Origin of the sequence: Nocardia acidivorans NBRC 108247 (assembly GCF_001625085.1) — a bacterium.
Lineage (GTDB): Bacteria > Actinomycetota > Actinomycetes > Mycobacteriales > Mycobacteriaceae > Nocardia > Nocardia acidivorans.
Genome location: NZ_BDAW01000024.1, coordinates 44235 through 63556, shown reverse-complemented (window position 1 = coordinate 63556; position 19322 = coordinate 44235). Strand labels below are relative to the sequence as shown.

At 66.9% G+C, this 19322-nt stretch carries 15 protein-coding genes and 4 tRNA genes; 7 read left to right on the top strand and 12 right to left on the bottom strand.

The features are described from left to right. Positions 1-49 precede the first annotated feature (49 nt). From phoU to NA10_RS14850, 6 genes are all read right to left on the bottom strand, one after another. Positions 50-721 (bottom strand): phosphate signaling complex protein PhoU, encoded by a 672-nt coding sequence (gene phoU / locus NA10_RS14875; RefSeq protein WP_067568412.1) that lies wholly within the window; start codon positions 719-721, stop codon positions 50-52. A gap of 111 nt (positions 722-832) precedes the next feature. Beyond that, positions 833-3001, bottom strand: a complete 2169-nt coding sequence (locus tag NA10_RS14870; protein ID WP_067568411.1) for an LCP family protein — start codon at positions 2999-3001, stop codon at positions 833-835. Between the two features lie 242 nt (positions 3002-3243). Further along, positions 3244-4395: a tRNA dihydrouridine synthase DusB gene (dusB, locus tag NA10_RS14865; protein WP_084514703.1), complete on the bottom strand. Its 1152-nt coding sequence runs from the start codon at positions 4393-4395 to the stop codon at positions 3244-3246. Between the two features lie 322 nt (positions 4396-4717). Continuing rightward, positions 4718-5689: an acyl-ACP desaturase gene (locus NA10_RS14860; RefSeq protein WP_067568410.1), complete on the bottom strand. Its 972-nt coding sequence runs from the start codon at positions 5687-5689 to the stop codon at positions 4718-4720. Between the two features lie 212 nt (positions 5690-5901). After that, positions 5902-6495 (bottom strand): DUF937 domain-containing protein, encoded by a 594-nt coding sequence (locus NA10_RS14855; protein ID WP_067568409.1) that lies wholly within the window; start codon positions 6493-6495, stop codon positions 5902-5904. Between the two features lie 156 nt (positions 6496-6651). After that, positions 6652-6724: transfer RNA gene (locus NA10_RS14850), tRNA-Lys, on the bottom strand. A 1115-nt stretch (positions 6725-7839) separates the two neighbouring features. On the opposite strand from NA10_RS14850, the gene NA10_RS14845 reads away from it, so the two are divergent. The 6 genes from NA10_RS14845 (at position 7840) to NA10_RS14825 (ending at position 10015) form a co-directional block, all read left to right on the top strand. Further along, positions 7840-8505, top strand: a complete 666-nt coding sequence (locus NA10_RS14845) for a TetR family transcriptional regulator (RefSeq protein WP_067568408.1) — start codon at positions 7840-7842, stop codon at positions 8503-8505. A 94-nt stretch (positions 8506-8599) separates the two neighbouring features. Then, a tRNA-Glu gene (locus NA10_RS14840) sits at positions 8600-8672 on the top strand. 36 nt (positions 8673-8708) lie between these two features. After that, a tRNA-Asp gene (locus NA10_RS14835) sits at positions 8709-8782 on the top strand. 35 nt (positions 8783-8817) lie between these two features. Continuing rightward, positions 8818-8894, top strand: a tRNA-Phe gene (locus tag NA10_RS14830). Positions 8895-8979: 85 nt separating this feature from the next. Next, positions 8980-9153, top strand: coding sequence for a hypothetical protein (locus NA10_RS37565; RefSeq protein WP_169812581.1), 174 nt, complete (start codon positions 8980-8982; stop codon positions 9151-9153). 160 nt (positions 9154-9313) lie between these two features. Then, the gene (locus tag NA10_RS14825; protein ID WP_067568460.1) at positions 9314-10015 is read left to right on the top strand and encodes a polyprenol monophosphomannose synthase; all 702 of its coding nucleotides are present in this window, start codon (positions 9314-9316) and stop codon (positions 10013-10015) included. Here the strand turns inward: NA10_RS14825 and NA10_RS14820 are convergent. Both NA10_RS14820 and NA10_RS14815 read right to left on the bottom strand, forming a co-directional pair. Beyond that, positions 10012-11511: an HAD-IB family hydrolase gene (locus tag NA10_RS14820; protein ID WP_084514687.1), complete on the bottom strand. Its 1500-nt coding sequence runs from the start codon at positions 11509-11511 to the stop codon at positions 10012-10014. The genes NA10_RS14825 and NA10_RS14820 overlap by 4 nt on opposite strands. Then, complete coding sequence (locus tag NA10_RS14815; RefSeq protein ID WP_067568407.1) at positions 11508-13874, bottom strand: glycerol-3-phosphate 1-O-acyltransferase; 2367 nt, start codon at positions 13872-13874, stop codon at positions 11508-11510. The genes NA10_RS14820 and NA10_RS14815 overlap by 4 nt, the downstream gene beginning before the upstream one ends. Before the next feature lie 200 nt (positions 13875-14074). On the opposite strand from NA10_RS14815, the gene NA10_RS14810 reads away from it, so the two are divergent. Further along, entirely contained in the window at positions 14075-15412 is a 1338-nt protein-coding gene (locus NA10_RS14810) for a salicylate synthase (RefSeq protein ID WP_067568406.1), read from the top strand. A gap of 378 nt (positions 15413-15790) precedes the next feature. On the opposite strand, the gene NA10_RS14805 is transcribed toward NA10_RS14810, so the two are convergent. The 4 genes from NA10_RS14805 to NA10_RS37560 all read right to left on the bottom strand — a co-directional run bounded on the left by NA10_RS14805 (position 15791) and on the right by NA10_RS37560 (position 19320). Beyond that, a complete protein-coding gene (locus NA10_RS14805; protein WP_067568405.1) occupies positions 15791-16669 on the bottom strand; it encodes an oxidoreductase in 879 nt (292 codons plus the stop codon). A gap of 134 nt (positions 16670-16803) precedes the next feature. Continuing rightward, entirely contained in the window at positions 16804-18429 is a 1626-nt protein-coding gene (locus NA10_RS14800) for a (2,3-dihydroxybenzoyl)adenylate synthase (RefSeq protein ID WP_067568404.1), read from the bottom strand. A 73-nt stretch (positions 18430-18502) separates the two neighbouring features. Further along, complete coding sequence (locus NA10_RS14795; protein WP_067568403.1) at positions 18503-19162, bottom strand: disulfide bond formation protein B; 660 nt, start codon at positions 19160-19162, stop codon at positions 18503-18505. Next, on the bottom strand, positions 19156-19320 hold the full coding sequence (locus NA10_RS37560) for a DUF5993 family protein (RefSeq protein ID WP_169812580.1): 165 nt from the start codon (positions 19318-19320) through the stop codon (positions 19156-19158). Before NA10_RS37560 ends, NA10_RS14795 begins: the two co-directional genes overlap by 7 nt. Positions 19321-19322: the final 2 nt, after the last annotated feature.

Here is a 19322-nt window from a genome sequence, read left to right as displayed (position 1 = left end):
TCGTGTGCGGGCGCCGAGCCGATTGCCTTGCCTCCCTTGCGGGAGCGCGTCAGATGCTTTCCTTCTCCGAATCCGGGTCCGGCGGCAGGACGCCGGTCACCAGGAACACCACGCGGCGCCCGATCTCCACGGCGTGATCGGCGAACCGCTCGTAGTACCGGCCCAGCAGCGCCACATCCACCGCGGACGGCACGCCGAACTGCCAGTCGCGGTCCATGATCAGCGTGAACAGATGCTTGCGCAGATCGTCCATCGCCTCGTCGTCATCGGTGAGCTTGGCGGCCCGCTCGGGATCGCGGGTCTCCAGCACCTCCTTCGCGGTCGCGCCCATCTTCACCGCGATGCGGCCCATCTCGGCGAAGTAGCTGTTGACGGCCTCGGGTACGGCGTGGTTCGGGAAGCGCCGGCGGGTCATCTTGGCCACGTGCAGGGCGAGCGCGCCCATCCGGTTCACATCGGCGACGATCTGGATGGCGCTGACGACCTGCCGCAAATCGCCGGCCACGGGGGCCTGCAGGGCCAGCAGTGCGAAGGCTTTCTCCTCGGCCAGCTGGATCATCTCGGCGATACGGTCGTACTCGGTGATCACCTGCTCCGCGAGCTCGAGATCGGCATTGAGCAGCGAGTTGGTGGCCCGCTCCATGGCCGATCCGGCGAGCCCGGCCATGCCGCCGAGCAGATCGGCGAGCTCGGCCATTTGTTCGTTGTAGATGACACGCATGAGTCAAGACATTAGTGGTAGCCGCTGTCCAAGTCACCAACGGTGGGTGAATCATCGGTGCTGGTCGATCCCGGCAAAGTCGCCGCACGTCGAGAGCGTGCGGGCGGCCGCCTACTTACAGGTGTCGTCGGCGGCGTTCACGTGTTCCAGGTCCGAGGGGAGTGTGACCGGGGCCGCAGTCGCACCGGCGGAATCGGTGGGTGTGTCGGGGAGCGGCTGGCCGAAGGCGATGGGCGTGCGCACGCTGCCCGCGTAGTCCGAACCGAGGACGACCTCGACAATGCTGCCGAGCCCGGTGGCCGGTTCGAGCACCGCGCCGGGCAGGGCGCTGGCGACGGTGGCGGCGGCGGCCTCGTGCCCGCTGGAGTAGCGGACCGTGGTCTTGACCGAGGTGCCGTCGGCGAAATTGCCGGTGTTGTAGATCGGGAAGCCCTGATTGGCCAGTTTGGTCGCGGCCGTGGAGGCCACCCCCGGGACCCCGGAGCCATTGGAGACCTGCAGCGACACCGTGGACGGGTCGACGGCGGTCAGCTTCGGCTTGGCCGGTGGCGCGTCGGTGGTGGTGGTCGCCGGATCGGATTTCTTCTCACCGGGCAGCGGCTGATCGTCGATGACCGCGCGGAAGATGGCCTTGATATCGGATTCGCGCGGAATCTCATTGCCGTACGAGGTGGTTCCGGCGGTCGGCACCGTCAGGAAGGTGATGGATCCGGCCTGCATCTTCTGCATGGACCGGCCCAGCATGAGCAGATCCTTGGTGGTGACATTGTCCATGAAGGAGTGCTGGCCGAAGGCGTTGATGAAGCCGTTCATCTTGCCCGGATCGAAGAGCACCTTGCTCGACAGCGCGCCGCGCAGCAGTGAGGACAGGAAGCGCTGCTGCCGGTTGATCCGGTCGTAGTCGCTGCGCTCCTCGCCGACCACATGCCGGGCGCGCACGTAATCGAGTGCGGTGGAACCGTTCACGATCTGCTTGCCGGGTGTGGTGAGGACGGTGCCGAGGATTTCGTCGACGAGTGGTTTGCTGGTGCAGACCTCGACGCCGCCGATGGTGTCGACCATGGTCTCGAAGCCGGCGAAGTCGATGCCGACGAAGTGGTTGATCTTGAGGCCGGACATCTTCTGAATGACCTTGGTCAGACATTTGGGTCCGCCGAGCGCGTAGACGGCATTGAGCTTGTCACCGATGGCGGAGGGGAAGCTCTCGCCGGTGTAGGCGCCCTTCTCATTGTCCCAGCCTTCGCAGACCGGGCGGGTGACATCCAGATCGCGCGGGAAGGAGACCGCGACCACCCGCTGCCGGTTGGCCGGAATGTTCACCAGCATGACGGTGTCCGAGCGCGCGCCCTCGGCATCGGCGGTATTGCCCGCGCCCAGTTGCGAGTTCGCGCCCGCGCGGGTGTCGGTGCCGACGATCAGGAAGTTCTCGTCGCCGTACTGCGCATCGGCGTCGACCACGTCGGGGGAGTCGTTGTCGAGTGCGGAGACCTGGTTGAAGCCATTGTCCTTGGCGTGTAGATAACTCCAGCCGCCGCCGGTGATCAGCATGGCGATGACCGCGAGCAGGGCGCCCGCACCGCGCCCGGCCAGCCGCAGCCGGCGATTGCGTTTGCGGCGGGCGGGGGAGAGGGGTTTGGGGCCGACCGCGGTCGGGAGCGCGGTGGTGGGGTAGTCGGCGGGCGATTCGACGGGGGCGGTGGCCCGCGGTTTCCTGCGCCCGGTGCGGGGCGGTTCGGTGATCGCGGGTAGTTCCTCGGTCACCGGATCCGCGGTCGGATCGACCCGGGCGGGCGGAACCGCGCGGCGCGCAGCGGTATTCGCGGGGGTGGCGACCCGGCGTAGGCCCTCGATCGCGGCGGCGGCGGGCACCGTGCGCTGAGAGCCGGTGCCGCCGGGCGTAGTCGGCGGGACCGCGTGTTGAGAGCCGGTGCCGCCCTGGGTATTCGGCCGGACCGTGCGCTGCGCGTCGGTGGCCTCCGCGCCGTGCCGAGAACCATTGGGGGCGTTCGATTCCGGGGGCAGTGCCCGTCTGCCGGTGGTGTCGGCGGGTGGTTGCTGGGCGGGTTCGTCGTCGCGGCGGCGCCGGCGGCGGGATTTGCGCTCGCTGTCCACGCGTTCGACCAGATCCTGCACCGAGATGGGTGCGGAGCCGGTATCCGGGTTGTCAGTGTGCCGGGACCGCCGGGAGGCGCGAGGCTGGGCGTCGTCATCCGCGGGATAGCGCTCCCACGGGGCGCGACCTCCGGGCCGTGGCGTACGCCCGTACCGATCGTCACCCACCAACGAACCTCACTTTGCTTTTCGATGCCGACCGTCATGATAACGATTCCGCCACGGTCGACCACTCGAACGCCGATCCGCCGGGTGTGGCCGACCTCGCCACGCCCGGGTTCGCAGAGCCTGAGCTCGGCGAGTCGAGGTTGTCGCGATCGGTCGGAGGTGCTGCGAAAAAGTGTGCCAGGGCGCGGGGAATCGGTTCGCCGACGCGGCGGTCGGATCCGCGGGCGTTACGACTTCGCCGCTCAGCCGCCGCTGTGCATGACGTCGGCGGCGCACGGCACGGTGCGATCCTCCGGATCGTCCAGCCAGCCGTCCGGTAGCGCGACCTTGCCCGGGGAGCCCTGGCGCCCGCGCGGGCCCTCGGCGTCCTTGGGGAATGGCGCATCGGCGTCGAGCTGCCCGATCAGGTCGTCCAGGCGGGCCATACTGCTGACCGTCGCGAAGCTGCGGCGCAGATCGCCGCCGATCGGGAAGCCCATCAGGTACCAGGCCATGTGCTTGCGGATATCGCGCATGGCCTTGTCCTCGCCGTCGTGCGCGACGAGCAGTTCGGTATGGCGGCGCAGGATCTCCCCGACCCGGCCCAGATTCGGCGGGGCGGGCAGCGGCTCACCGCGCAGCGCGGCCTGGAGTTCGGCGAAAAGCCAAGGGCGGCCGAGGCATCCGCGGCCCACGACGACGCCGTCGCAGCCGGTCTCGGCCATCATGCGCAGCGCGTCGTCGGCGCTGAAGATATCGCCGTTGCCGAGCACCGGAATGGTGGTGACGGCTTCCTTGAGGCGGGCGATGGCGGTCCAGTCGGCCTCGCCGGAGTAGCGCTGGGCGGCGGTGCGGGCGTGCAGGGCGACCGCGGCCGCGCCCTCCGCCTCGGCGATGCGCCCGGTGTCCAGGAAGGTGTGGTGCTCATCGTCGATGCCGATGCGGAACTTCACGGTGATCGGTACGCCCGCCGGTGCGGCCGCCGACACCATCGCCTTCACGATGTCCCGGAACAGCTGCCGCTTGTACGGCAGTGCCGCCCCGCCGCCGAGCCGGGTCACCTTGGGCACCGGGCAACCCAGGTTCAGGTCGATGTGGTCTGCCCACCCCTCGCCGACGATGATCCGCACGGCCTCGCCGACGGTCTTGGGGTCCACCGCGTACAGCTGCATCGATCGGGGACTCTCGTCCGCCCCGAACGACATCATGTGCAGCGTCTTCTCGTTACGCTCCACCACGGCCCGCGCGGTGATCATCTCGCACACGTAAATCGAAGTGGCGCTGCCGAATTCCCGGCACAGCGTCCGGAAGGCCACATTGGTGATCCCGGCCATCGGAGCCAGCACCACAGCCGGATCGACCGGATACGGTCCGATCCGCAGCGCGGTCTTGGAGGCTTCGATCGAGGTCGTCACGCCCACCAGTGTCTCATCACCACCGACGTGCCCCCGCTCACATCCCCGCAAGCGGGCTCTGACAGAAGAACGGCCCCTCCCGACTGAACGTCGGGAGGGGCCGGGCGCAGGGGAGTGCGGTGGCCCGCAACAGGGCGTTGCGATCTGGGGCGGGCCGTGTCACAGGCCCAGCCGACGCGGCAGGGCGGCCGGGAGCCTTTGGGGGTTCGGGGGCAGCGCCCCCGAACCCAGCGTCAGCGTCTCCTTCTGTCCCCGGGTGTTTGGGGGGGGCGAAGCCGCCAAGTTCCCGATCCCGGGGGTTCGGGGGCTGAGCCCCCGACGCCTACGCGCGAGCGAGTGCCTTTTCGGCCTTGGCGGCTTCGCGGGCGAGCATCTTGTCGCGCTGCTCCTCGAACTTGAGGACGTCCTTGCCGAGCTTCTCGAGGAAGAGGCCCAGGCGTTCGCGGGTCTCCTCACCGCGGGCGGTGAAATCGTCGCGCTCGAAGATGCGCCACTTCTTCAGGACCGGGTTGACCACTTCTTCCAGGTGCTGGCGCAGGTCGTAGATGCCGTGCTTGGCCATCAGGACGCCATTGCGGCGGAAGTTGGGCATGCCCGCACCCGGCATCTGGAAGTTCTCCAGGATGAGGGTGATGGCGTCCAGGGTCTGGTCGGGCGAAAGGTCAAGGGCCGCACCGCACATATTGCGGTAGAAGATCATGTGCAGGTTCTCGTCGGCGGCGATGCGCTGCAGCATGCGGTCGGCGATCGGGTCGTCGCAGACGCGTCCGGTATTGCGGTGCGAGACGCGGGTGGCGAGTTCCTGGAAGGTCACGTAGGCGACCGAGTAGAGGAATCCCGCATCGGTCTGGCTGACCTGTGCGGGGGAGGCGAAGCCGTTGGTCATGTGGATCATGCGGGCTTGCTCGAGGGCGACGGGGTCGACCGCGCGCGTGGTGACGAGGTAGTCGCGCATGACGATGCCGTGCCGGTTCTCCTCCGCGGTCCACCGGCCGACCCAGGTGCCCCAGGCGCCGTCCTGCGAGAAGTTCTCGGCGATCTCGCGGTGGTAGGAGGGCAGGTTGTCCTCGGTGAGCAGGTTGGTGATCATCGATGCCTTGGCGAGTTCGCTCAGCCGTGACTGCGACGGATCCCAGTCCTCGCCGCCCATGGCGGCGAAGTTGCGGCCCTCATCCCACGGCACGTAGTCGTGCGGGTGCCATTCCTTGGCCAGGGAGAGGTGCCGATCTACGTTCTCCGCGGCAACCGGCTCCAACTCCGTCAGTAGCTCGAGTTGAGTCAGATCCTTTGCCATGTATATGCCCTTCGTAATCGTGCGATCAAGCTGTCGTACCCTCGCCGGCCTGCCGCCGCGGCCCATACCTTACGGCACCGTATGGTGATGTGAAACTCATGCGAGTGCCATTGCGGGGTCAGTGAGAGATGTCATATGACAGCGGCCCACGGCGCACTGTCTATCGCAGTGAGCCGCAGTTCGTTAGCCGCGCACCGTAACTCGGTGCATGCTCACTTCTTGCCGAGCAATCCGCCCAGTACGTTGCCGAGCACATTTCCGGCATTCTGACCGACGGCCTTGCCGAGGATGTCCCCGAGTCCGCCGCCGCCCTTGCCTCCGGCGGCGCCGCCGAGCAGGCTGCCCAGGATGTCGCCGATACCGCCGCCACCGGCCGCGGTCTCACCGCCGGTGGCCGCGCCGCCACCGCCCATTGCCTTCTTACCAAGGTAGGCCAACACGATGGGGGCGAGCATGGGGAGCAGTTTCGCCATCAGGTCCTGCGCATTGCCGCCGCCCACATTTCCGAGCGCGCTGATGACGGTGTTCTTCTCGGTGCCGAAGGTCTGATCGACGATCTGGTTGCCATTCTCGGTGTCGACCTGGGTGATGTCGACGCCGCCGTCGAGCAGACCGAGCGGCTGGTTGGCTACTTCACCCTCGAGGTTCAACCCGACATCGGGGTTGCCGGCCTGTGCCTGAAAGCCTCCGAGGAGGACGGGAATGGCCGCGTTGATCGCGGTGGTGGCGGTCGCCTCGTCGACTCCGAGCTTATCGGCGATCTGTGCGACGGGCACGTTGGAGAGCAGGTCATCGAAGGAAGTCATGAACTCCGCCTGTGGTGTTGGCATCCCGGAAAAGCCCTACCCGGGTCACGGTAGGCGAAATCCGGACAGATTGCCACGGATTCGCCAACGTGGCGAGGGGCCCGAATGTAGTATCCCGGACCCCTCGGCAACTGTGTCCCGAACAGGGACAAACGGTGCCCCCAGCAGGGCTCGAACCTGCGACCTGCGGATTAAAAGTCCGTAGCTCTACCAACTGAGCTATAGGGGCGCGGCGGTGAGTTTAGTAGGTTGACCCCGCAACTGTTAAACGAGTATCCGATTGTGTTCTGGCGCGGGCTGTTTGCGCTGGTCACGGCGGTTGGCGTCGCATGCGCGCGGTGTCGCCGGGCGCGGCGGGCGGATTGCGCCGACGGGCTCGCGGGTGGAGCGGGCGGGGGCCCGCCGGGGGTCCCGGATATCCGGTTCGCGGGCCGCGGGGTGATGGTCGACCGACCGGTTGTGCCGAAGGGGTGACCGGTTGTGCCGATCCCCTATTTTCGGGGGCAGCGGAGTGGGTCCGGCGGGGCACGATGAGGGGCTGTGAGGGTGCGGACCGGTCGGTGGGGATTGTGACGGGGCGAGGGGTGCGCCCGCGCCGCCGTCCGGGCGTGTCCGGACCCGCCGGAACCGGCGCTGTACTGCTGTTCGGCAATCGCGTTGACACGCAGATTGTTTCGATGCGCCCAATTGTGAATATCATCCAATGGTGATGTGGTGCAAGCGTTTTGGGGCGTGGGGAGGGAACCGGGCCGTTTCGGCGCCGGGGCGGTGGCCTCGGCGCGCGGGCGTCGCCGGGCGTTCCGGGGTGGGGTCCGCGGGTGCGGCGGAATGCCGAACATCCGTGGGATATGGGCGAATTCAGCTTATCGGACCATTTACCCGGTGGTTAGCTGGGGAATTGCGGCTTTCGATAGGGGGCGTGCTGGCTAACTGACTCTCCGGTACACCTCACGCAGGGTGCGCATTCCGGGTACGGTGACCGACTGGTGAATTCCTGAAGAACCGGGATTGCCCCGGTAGCACGGGATTCGGCTTATCGTTGAAGTGCCCGAACGTGTCGAGACCGGTTCCGGCCGATCACGACTCCAACAAATCAGGCTGCGGGAGGCCCATCCAGACGACTAGAACGCCCGGGTGCGCACCCCCTGCGGCGCACCCGGGCGAGAAAAACTATACCAGTTGGTGTGTTTCAAGTTTTTCGCGCTTTTTCGTACCAAAAGTTTGGTAATTCGGGCGAAGCCCGTTTTGAAGTATTTGAAAGACACGTAACTTTGCGTCGAGGGCGCTTTGTGGAACACCACGGGGTAGCCAGCGGCGGTAGCTAGCTTCGGAGGCGTTTCGAGCATGGCACGGCAGCAAGAGCGGGCCCGCCGGACACGCGCGGCGATCATAAGGTCCGCCGCCGTTGAGTTCGGGAAGAGCGGCTATGCCGCTGCATCGCTCAACCGCATATTGGAAGGTTCACGCGCGACCAAGGGCGCCATGTACTTTCACTTCGACTCCAAGGAGGACCTGGCTCGTGCGGTCTTGGAAGCGGCCGTCGACCGCTACCGCGCGTCCACCGAAAGATGGCTCGGCAGAGGGGATCTCGGACCCCTGGATGTCCTGCACGGCATGATCGACGAGATCGCGCTGCGGCTGGAGAACGACATCATCATCCAGGCCGAGTTCCGGCTCATCATCGAACCGGAGTTCTACCGCGATATCCAGGCGGGCGGCGGTCGTATTCTCGGCCGCTCGATTCGGCTGCTCGCGGTGCGCGCCACCGAGCACAAACAGTTGCGCGGTGACACCGATCCGGATCGCTTCACCCGCACACTGGCGGCGGCCCTGGCGGGTCAGCGTTATATCGCCGATGTGCTGGGCGGTCCGGTGGATCTGCGTTCCCGGTTCACCGAGGCGCTCGAGATGATCGTGGAAGCCACCGCGACTCCCGAGTGGACCGAGGAGTTCAGGCGCGTCGGATGGCGGGTGTCAGCCAAGCTGGAAGATCTCAATTTGGCTATTTGACCAGCAGATTTGGGATTACGGCGGATGCTGTCATAAGCTATCTCCGCTCCCAACGGAAGCCGTTGAGTGTAAACGGTCCAGAGAAATCTGGCGGGCCCCCTTCGTCTAGCGGCCTAGGACGCCGCCCTTTCAAGGCGGTAGCGCGGGTTCGAATCCCGTAGGGGGTACAACAGTGGCAACACTGTTGTTGAGGAGCAGAGCAAGGCCCTGTGGCGCAGTTGGTTAGCGCGCCGCCCTGTCACGGCGGAGGTCGCGGGTTCGAGTCCCGTCAGGGTCGCAAGACTTATCTTGGCATTCGATACCGGGTGCTTCGGCCAGGTAGCTCAGTTGGTACGAGCGTCCGCCTGAAAAGCGGAAGGTCGCCGGTTCGATCCCGGCTCTGGCCACCACAGTCATCAGAGACCGCGCCCTCGGGTGCGGTCTTTTTTGCGTGTTCGGCTCGGCCCCTTCTGATCTTGGTGGGATGCTGGGGTCATGGCTGAGCAAGACAATCAGTGGTACTACTGCATCGACCATCACCGTGCCGAACAGGGTAAGCAGTGCTGGGTGGGTGGCCGGATGGGGCCGTATCCGGATAAGGCAACGGCCGAAAGGGCTTTGGAGATCGCGAAGGCGCGGAACAAGGCCGCCGACGCCGACGACGACTGAAGTCACCGTGACTGGGCTAATCTCTGCTGCTGGTGCGCTCACTGGGCGCACAGGCGCATCAACTAAAGTTTCTGGAGCAGAAACGACGATGTGCCCGCCCGTAATGGGGGTACGGGTGTGAATCGAGCGGGAGGGCAAGTCCTTGAAGGTGACTGTTGTGGTGCCGACCTACAACGAGCGGGAGAACCTGCCGGTGGCGGTGGAACGACTCACCGCGCTACCGGTGGCCGACCTGCATGTGCTGGTGGTGGACGACAATTCACCCGACGGCACCGGCGAGGTCGCCGACAAGCTGGCCGCGGACCTGCCGAACGTGGTCGGCGTGCTGCATCGCACCGAGAAGGACGGCCTGGGCCGCGCCTACATCGCGGGCATCACCAAGGCCCTCGAAGAGGGCGCGGAGGTGGTGATCCAGATGGACGCCGACCTCTCCCATCCCGCCGAGGTCATCCCGTCCATGCTGGAGAAGCTGGAGACCACCGACGCCGGCGTCGTGCTCGGATCCCGCTATGTGCCCGGCGGTTCCACCGCCGAGGAGTGGAAGTGGCATCGCAAGGCGCTGTCGGCGTGGGCGAACTTCTACGTGAATCTGATTCTGCGCCTGGGCGTCAAGGACGCGACAGCGGGCTTCAAGGCGTGGAAGGCCGATACGCTGCGCGCCATCGGTGTGGCGTCGATCAAGAGCAACGGCTACTCGTTCCAGGTGGAGATGAACTACCGGACGGTCAAGAAGGGCATTGCCATCGCCGAGGTGCCGATTCGCTTCGAGGAGCGCACCAAGGGCGCGTCCAAGATGACCTTCAAGGTGCAGCTGGAGTCGGCGCTCATGCCGTGGAAGCTGTTGTTCGGCAAGCAGGTCTAGTTCTCCGGCCATCGCAGCAGGGTGTCGACGAAGAGTTGACGCACCCGCTCCACCTCGTCGTCCATATGCGCGGGGTCCCAGCCGCTGACGTCGATGGGGGGTAGGACGGCGACGTCCACCACTCCTTTTCGCACCACCGCCGAGTTCCGCCAGGCGATTTCGCCCGCATTGCGGATGACCACCGGAATGATCGGCGCACCCGCCTGGATGGCGATGTGGAACGCGCCCTTCTTGAAGGCGCCCACGCGCGGGGTGAGCGACCGGGTGCCCTCCGGGGCGATGACGACCGACAGTCCGCCCCTGAGGGTTTCGACCACGGGCGCTAATGCCGCGCGCGCCGCTGCGCTGTCGCCGCGGTTGATGAAGGTGACCTCCACGAACCGCATGAGCGGTCCGAACAGCGGATTGTTGGCCACTTCCTTCTTGGCGATACCGGTGAATCCGGCGCCGAGCACCTCGGCGATCACGACGATGTCGAATTGACTCTGGTGATTGAATATGAACACCGCGGGCCGTGGGGCGCGGGCGTTTTCGGCCCCCACCACCCGGACCCGCACCCCGGTGCCGCGCAGGGTGGAGTCGGCGGCCACGGTCATCATGGAATCGGCCATCTGCCTGCGCTGTTTGGTGTGCGCCTTGGCCAGGACTCCGACGACCGCACCGCCGATCAGCGCGCCGAAGCCGCTGACGGTGCGCGCGTAATCGGTGGCCCGGGGGGCCTGCCGGGGCCGGAAATGCAGTACCGGCCAACCTTTTTCGGCGGCCTCCAGCACCACGCGCGGATCCGGGTTGACCGCGACGGCATGTCCCGCGAGCTGTAGTAGGGGCAGGTCGGCGGCACTGTCGGCATAGCTCCAGCTCTGTGCCAGGTCGATACCGCGGGTGGCGGCGAACCGGCGCACGGCATCGGCTTTGCCGTTGCGCCACAGTGGTTTTCCGTCGACATGGCCGGTGAGGACGCCGTCCTGGACGGTCATGGCGGTGCACAGCACGTTCGGTATGCCGAGCTCATCGGCGACGGGTTGCACCTGATACCTGGTCAGTGAGCTGACGAGTACCAGTGTGTGCCCGGCGGTTTCGTGTTCGCGCACCAGTCGCCAGGCTTCGGGGTAGAGGTGGCCGTGCACGGTCCTGTGGAACAGTGCCGCCCCGAGTTCGCCGAGTTCGGTCTCGGGCACCCCGGCCCAGGTGTGCATGGCCTGCTGTAGGAAGCGCTCGTACTCGCCCTCGCTGCGGGCCCCGCGGATGCTGGCGAGCAGCACGTTCGTCATGGCGGCGCGTCCGCCGCGCCGCCGCAGCAGGCGTTCCAGGGCGGCGGGCGGATTGAAGCCGCTGACCACGGTTCCGCCGAAGTCGAAGACCGCCGCGATCCGCGGTCCCCGCGGTCCGGTTCGGATGGCCGCCACCGCCTCCTCGAGATCCATTGCGCCGATGGGCTGTTCGATAATGCCGACGCCCGGCGCGAGGAGTTCCCCGCCGGCGGCTCGGTGCGTCATAGCGCGTCCAGCCGATTGGACGGGTCGAGGGTGGCGGCGCGGGAGATGCGCCCGCCGATGGCACGCAGTTCGGCGGCGAAGCGGGTGCGCCGGGCCACCAGATCCTCGGGATCGTCACCGGGTTCGATCAGGCCGTGATTGTCGGCGAGTTTGAGTGCGCTGCCGAATAATTCGGAGGAGACCGATTCGGGACTGTGCAATCGCTGTTGTAACAGCATCTGTTTGCCCACCTGCAGACATTCGTCGATGAAGGTCTTCTTGTCGATGGTGACGGCGGGATCGCGGGCGGCCAGGCGCTCGGCCACCACGAGTTGGGCGTCGAAGAAGGATCGCAGCACCCGGTGCGCCATCATGAAACCGGATTCCGCCAGGCGGGCGATGATTTCCGAGCCGACCGTGCCCGCGGCGGTGCGCCGATGCCACTCCGGATCGACCCGCAGCATTTCAGCGGTGAGCTGACTGGTGAACTCGGCGCGTTCGGGGAAGAAGAATTCGAATTTGAGCAGGTCGCGCAGTCGGTAGGCGGCCTCCCAGCCGACTCGCAGCTGATCGCCCTCGGGTGCCTCGACGGCGGTGAGTACGGCCAGCTCGAGGATGGCGCGATTGGCGAACCAGTGCACCGCGCTATTGCGGTAGAACGCGGCCTCGAGGTGTGCGCCCGCGCCGATGGCGTAGACCGGTTCCAGGCCGCCGCGATAGACGGTGACGACCTTGGCGACGGCGAGCTGCTCCAGCACCACGGCCAGGCCGTGATCATCGCGCAGGGTTTCGAGTTCACCGCGCGGCAGGCTCCGGGTTTCGATGTAGTCGAGCACCGGTGCGATGGCATTGCCCAGCTCGGCGCGGGTGAGCGCACGCTCGTGCACGCCGAGCAGGACCAGGGTGGTGAGGGCGTTGACGGTGATCGGGGTGACGTCGTTGATGCCGACGGCGACCTCGAAGGCCAGGCGCTGCACGGCCCGGTGCTCCAGCTCCTGCTGCTCGGGATCGGCGTTGAGCGCATGCGTTTTCAGCGGATCGCCGTGCGCGGCCAGCCGATCACGCGCGGACAGCGGATTCCCGAAGCGCACGTAGACATGTCCGGCGGAATGCTGTTGATTGCGCACGTAGCGGGCCAGCCAGGCCAATCCCTCGGCCTGTTTCATTCCGCCGGTCTGTTCGTCGGCAATGGCGCCGATTTCATTGAGTCGCTCATAGGTGATGGAGACCGGAACGAGCATCACATCGTCGATGCGGGAGGAACGCAGCGCCGCCGCAAGATAATTCAACAATCCGTAGCGCGGCGGCCGGAGTTTTCCGGTGCGGGTGCGCCCGCCTTCGAAATACCATTCGAGATTGAATCGTTTGGCGAGCAGATAGGCGAAGTATTCTTCGACGACCGCTTTATAGACCTCGTCATCGCCGAAACTGCGCCGGATGAATACGGTTCCGGTGCGCCTGGCAATGGGCCCGATCGGCCAGAATTTCAGGTTTGCCCCGCCGACCACATGATTGGGCGGAAAGTCATTGCGCGCCAGAATGTCCCCGAGCACGAAAGCGTCCACATAGGAGCGGTGCGAGGGCAGGAATACCAGCGGATAGCGGCGGTTCAGCGCGCGCAGCCGGTCGAGTCCGAGCGGATCGTCGTCGACCTTCCAAGTGGAGGCGTGCACCGGCCGCATGGCCTGGGTGAACAGATCCGAGACCAGCCGGCTCTGCGCGGCGACGAGTTCGCGCAGCGCCTTCTCCGCGCGCCGGTACACCTCGCGCGGGTTCGTATCCGCCTGTTCGGCGATGGCATCGAGGCGGCGCAGGAATTCGGGGGAGTCCAGGATCTCCTCGGCGACCAGGCGCGGCACCTTGTAGCGGTCGCCGATCACCGCGCGTTCCGCGCGCTCCAGGGCGACGGTGCCCGCGCGCACGATGGCGCGCGCGAAAGATTCGGGGGCGCCGATGGATCCGGGATTATTGGCACGCAGCTCGCTCAGGCGCGCGGGCGCGCCGGTGAGCACCAGATGCCGGTCCGGGGCCTTGGTGACGAGTCGGCGCTGCATGAGCCGATTGGGTTTGCGCGGATTCGACAGGGTGATGAGGTCGCCGAAGCTGGTGCGCCGCACCCCATCTCGTTCGGGTGGCAGCCACAGCACGCGCACCGGCACCACCAGCGGATCGTCGTGCCGCCCGACCAGGCGGGTGGTGAGGGCGTCCGGATCCAGGTCGATCTGGGTGACGGGGGCCGCGGTGCCGAATTCCTGGGCGATACCGCCCTCGGCGAGCCAGTTGCCGATGAGTTCGCGTTCGACCCGTCCGGTGGCATCGACGAGCGCCACCACCGACCCGGGGGTGCTGGCGGCCTCCGGGAGCCGACTGTCGTGATCGAGCATCTGTTGTTACCTCCGCACATGGACCGCCGCAATCCATTGAAGCCGATGCGGCGCTCGCGGGGCGGCGGGTCGGTCAATTCCCCGATCGTGCTGCGGGTTTCGGCGGGTGTGACGGAGGCCGTACGGCGAGGTTGACCAATCGAAGGAAGGCAATGCTAACCTTCCGCAATAAGTTAGGTAAGCATAACCTTGGAGGACCGGTGGCGGCCACGGACGAACGGGTACGGCTCGACGACGAGCGGCAATGGGGCGACTACGTCACCGATCCGGTGGCGGCGGTGGCGGCACTGGCCGCGGCGGATCGCTTCGGCGAATACGTGGTGTATGAACGCCCCGGCGTCTGGGTGTTCGCGGCCGACCCGATCGGCGGTGTCGAACTCGATGCCGACGAACTGCGGGTGAGCTGGGACGGCGAGACCACTTCCGGTGCGTGGGAAGGCAGTCCGGCGCAGGCCGTGGACCGCGCCCTCGCCGGTATTCCGCTCGGGCGGCGAAACGCCTACGGCTGGATCGGATTCGAGTTCTGCGCCTGGTCGCTCGGCGCGACCGCGCATGTGCATCCGCGAGCCACACTGGCGCACCTGATGATTCCGCGCATCGAGGTGCGTATCGACGCCTCGGGCGTGCGGGTCGCCGGCGCGACCCCGGCCGAGACGGCCGATATCCACGAACTCATCGCCGCGGCCCAGGGCAGTACGCTGCCGGTCGCGCATCCGGTGGATGTGACCCTCGACCCCACCGGCTACACCGATCGGGTGGCGACCGGCGTCGCCGAGATCCGCGACGGCAAATATCAGAAGGTGATCCTGTCGCGGAAGGTGGATCTGCCCTTCGCGGTGAACATTCCGGACTCCTACCGGCTGGGCCGGATGAACAACACCCCCGCGCGTTCGTTCCTGCTGCGCCTGGGCGGACTGGAGGCGGCGGGCTTCAGCCCGGAGCTGGTGGCCTCGGTCGACGGTGAGCGCATCGTCACCACCGAACCGCTCGCGGGCACCCGCGCCTTCGGCCGCGGTGCCGCGGTGGACTCGGCGGCCCGCGCCGATCTGATCAGCGATCCCAAAGAGATTGTCGAACACGCGATCTCGGTGCAGACCTCGTTCTCGGAGATCGCGGCGGTCGCCGAGCCGGACAGCACCGCGGTCTCGGATTTCATGGCCGTGCGCGAACGCGGCAGCGTGCAGCACCTGGCCTCCACGGTCAAGGGCCGCCTGGCCGCGGACCGCAGCCCGTGGGACGCGCTGGAGACCCTCTTCCCGTCGGTGACCGCCTCGGGCATCCCCAAGGCGGCGGGCGTGGACGCGGTCTTCCGCCTCGATCACGATCCGCGCGGCCTGTACTCCGGTGCGGTGGTGACGATTTCACCTGACGGCGCGCTGGAGGCGACCCTGGTGCTGCGCGCGGTCTACCAGACCGGCGCGGGCGCGTGGCTGCGCGCGGGCGCGGGCGTGGTCGGACAGTCCCGTCCGGAACGCGAATTCGAGGAGACCTGCGAGAAGCTCGGCAGCGTCGCACCGTACGTGGTACGCGCCCACTGAGTTTCGACCCGCACCGTCGCGCCCGTCATCGCGCGCTGTCGCCCCCGTCGCATGCTGTCGCCCTCCGTGGGGTGTTGTCGCCCCCGTCGCATGCTGTCGCCTTTCGTGGGGTGTTGTCGCCACCGTCGCATGCTGTCGCCTTTCGTGGGGTGTTGTCGCCACCGTCGCATGCTGTCGCCTTTCGTGGGGTGCAGTCGCCACCGCGGGGTCTGTCGCCCTGCGTAGGGTGCTGTCGCCTCCGTGGGGTGCTGTCGCCCCCGTCATCCCGGCATGCTTTCGGCCGGGATCCACACGGGTGATGGCCCAACTGGTTTCAGCGGATCCCCGCCGAACGCACCGGGACCACGGGGCGTCTCCCTCTCCCGCCGATCATCGACTTCAATCCGGGTGGACCGCGAAGTCGACGCCGGTGAGTTTCTCGGCCAGCTCCCAGAGCTGGGCCGCGACCTTCTCATCGTGTGAGGCGGCATTGGAGGAGACCTGGACCGGGTGCCCGCTCCAGTTGAAGTGGCTCGGGCCGTAGTAGCCGCCGGGTTCGGCCTCGGCGGTTGCGGCGAACAGTGTTGGCAGCGCGCCCATCTCGGCGCTCTGGGCGATCAGCCGATTGCCCAGGCCGATGATCTGCTCGAGCAGATTCTGGGTTTTCGAGTTGATCTCGGTGGCGGCATAGCCGGGGTGCGCGGCCACCGCCAGTTTGGCCGATCCGGCCGCGAGCAGGCGGCGCTGGAGTTCATAGGTGAACAGCAGTAGCGCCAGTTTGGTCTGCGCGTACGCCCCGAAGCGCGAGTAGGCGCGGTGCTCCCAGTTCAGATCCGCCAGATCGATGCGCCCGATGTAGTGGGTGATGCTGGAGACGTTCACCACGCGTTCGCGAATGCGGTCCATGAGCAGTCCGGTGAGCGCGAAGTGGCCGAGGAAGTTCGTGCCGATCTGCATTTCGAAGCCGTCGGTGGTGCGGCTGTACGGCACCGCCATCACCCCGGCATTGTTGATCAGCCCGTGCGCGTAGTCGACGGTGCCGGCGAAGGCGCGCACCGAGGCCAGATCGGCCAGATCCAGCGGGCGCACCTGCACCCGCCCGTTGATGGTCTTGGCGACCGCCTGCCCCTTGATCTCATTGCGGCAGGCCATGATCACCAGTGCGCCCGCCTCGGCGAGTCCGCGCGCGGTGGCCGCGCCCAGCCCGCTGGTCGCACCGGTGACGACGTAGGTCTTATCGGTCAGATCCGGGATATTCGACGTATTCCACCCACCCATAGACGAACCCTATGATGCCCACGGCGGGGCGTCGCGCGGAAACGCGGTGATGAAGTGCACACGCCCAAAATGGCCGATCCCCGGTGCCCGGGATGCGCCCGCCGACGATCCGTGCTCGCTGTGCGCGGGCGACTTCACCCCTCGCGCAACGCCTTCTTGTCGATCTTGCCGACGGCGGTCACGGGCAGGGTGTCGGCCTGGCGCAGCACATCCGGCAGCTTGTAGGTGGCCAGTCCGCGCGCGGTCAGGAAGGTCTTGATCTGCATCAGCGAGGGCATATCGCCGTCGACAACCAGTACGGCACAGACCCTTTCGCCGAGCGAGGCATCGGGCAATCCGACCGCCGCCGCATGCCGGACCGCTGGGTGGGCGAGCAGATGCTCTTCCAGTTCATCGCAGGAGATGTTCTCGCCGCCGCGATTGATGACATCCTTGATGCGCCCAGAGACCATGAGATGTCCACTGGGCAGGCGGCGCACCAGATCCCCGCTGCGATAGAAGCCGTCCGGGGTGAAGGCGCGCGAATTGTGTTCGGGCGCACGGTAGTACCCGCGCAGCGTGTACGGGCCACGGGTGAGCAGTTCGCCTTCCTCGCCGTCCGCGACGGGATTGCCGTCGGCGTCGACCACTCGCACTTCGTCGGCGGGGGAGAGCGGCCGCCCCTGGGTGGTGCAGACGAGCTCGTCGGAGTCCTCGAAGCGGGTGTAGTTGAGCAGTCCCTCGGCCATGCCGAACACCTGCTGGAGCCGAACGTTCAAGGCGGGCTGTACTTCTCGCGCGTTGACCTCGGCCAGGCGGGCGCCGCCGACCTGGAGTAGGCGCAGGGTGGACAAATCCGCCTCCTCCCACTCGACCGCCGCCGACCACAATTGCGCCAGCGGCGGCACCACGGCGGTGACGGTGACGCCGTGTTTCTCGATGGCGGCGAAAGCGTTCTCCGGGCTGGGATCGGTGACGAACGCCATGCCGCCGCCGGTGGCGATGGTGCCGAGAATGCCCGGGCAGGCCAGCGGGAAGTTGTGTGCCACCGGCAGTGTCGCGAGGTACACGTCCTCGGGTCGCAGCTCGCATACCTCGGCGCTTGCCTCGGCGTTGTAGGTGTAGTCGTCGTGGGTGCGCGCGATCAGCTTGGGCAGTCCGGTGGTGCCGCCGGAGACCAGCATGAGCGCGATATCGGAGGCGTCCACCTCGGGCAGTGAATTGCCGTGTGCGGGAATCGAATGCAGGTCGGTGAAGGCCCCCGGATCGCCGAGTACCAGCACATGCCGCAGGGTCGGCACCGCGGCGCACACCTCGTGCGCGAGCACGCGATAGTCGAAATCGGCTGCGCGGTCGGCGATCACATAGGCGACCGCGCCCGAGAGCCGGGTGAGATGCTCGATCTCGGCGCGGCGATGCGCGGGCAGGGTCAGCACCGCAATGATGCCCGCGCGCAGCAGCCCGAACAGGACGGGTACGAATTCGAGCACATTGGGCAGCTGCACCACGACCCGATCGCCCGGTGCGATTCCGAGTTTCAGCAGCCCGTGCGCCATTCGATCGGCGGCGGTGTCGAGTTCGGCGTAGGTGGAGCCCGCACCCGGAGTGCCGGGATCGCCGAGCAGGGCGATGCGCTCGGGCCACCGTCGCGCCGCGTCCCGCAACAGGTCGCCGAGGGGGCGTCCGGCCCAGTATCCGGCCCGCCGATAGCTTTCGGCGAGGTCGTCGGGGAAGGGGACGAAGCCGTCGCGGTGGTCGCGGGCGGTGGAGAGCGATGTCACGGTGCTGAGCCTCTGTGAGTAAGGTGCTTAACGAAGGTTAGGCAACCCTATCTCACTGCCGCAAGCGCCTCATTCAGTGCGCGGGCAGCACACAGCCGCCGTCGAGAATCCCCAGATCGTGCAGCAGTTGATAGCAGGCCGGATCATCGGGCAGCTTCCAGTGGAAACCCTCCAGGAAGAAGGTCGCCACCAGATTCACCGTGATGACCAGCGCCAGAAATCCGAAGGCCGCCTTCCCGGCCGTCCGATGCGGTGACGCGGGCAGGTTGACCGTCGAGGTGGTGTACGAAAACGTCAGCACCACACCGATTGTCGTGATCGCGGCGACGAACAGAATCCACGCCCACACGTACAGGTGCAGTCCGAACACCGCGCCCATGTAGCCGGGATCGCCCGGCGGGATATGCAGCATGGTCTGCCTCCAGGCGGTGAACGCGCCGCCGAAGCAGGCCACGATCGCCATACCCCAGCCCACCGCGTAATCGCGCGGCGCGATGGTTCCGGTCATGCCCTTGCGCACGATATAGGCCCCGCCCAGCGCGGCCAGCATCATGAAGTAGCGCTGCAGCATGCATAGCGGGCACGGGTACTCCCAGTTCACGAATTGGAAGCCGAGACCGCCGCAGATCACCCCGGCCCAGCCGACGATGAAGACCAGCGCCAGCCAGTACTGGAGCTGATTCAGCGCTCCGCCACGGCTTTCCACGGTTGCGGGTGCGGTATCGGTCACCATGTCAGCCCCAATCCGAGGCTGCTGGTGATGTGCAGCTTCAGCAGCACCCCGCAGGCGAGGGTCACGACCCACCAGGCCGCCAGGATCGCGCGGCGCGAACTTCGTCTGACAATGAGGAACAGCACGCACAGCAAACCCGCGAGTATGAGCGTGTCCATAG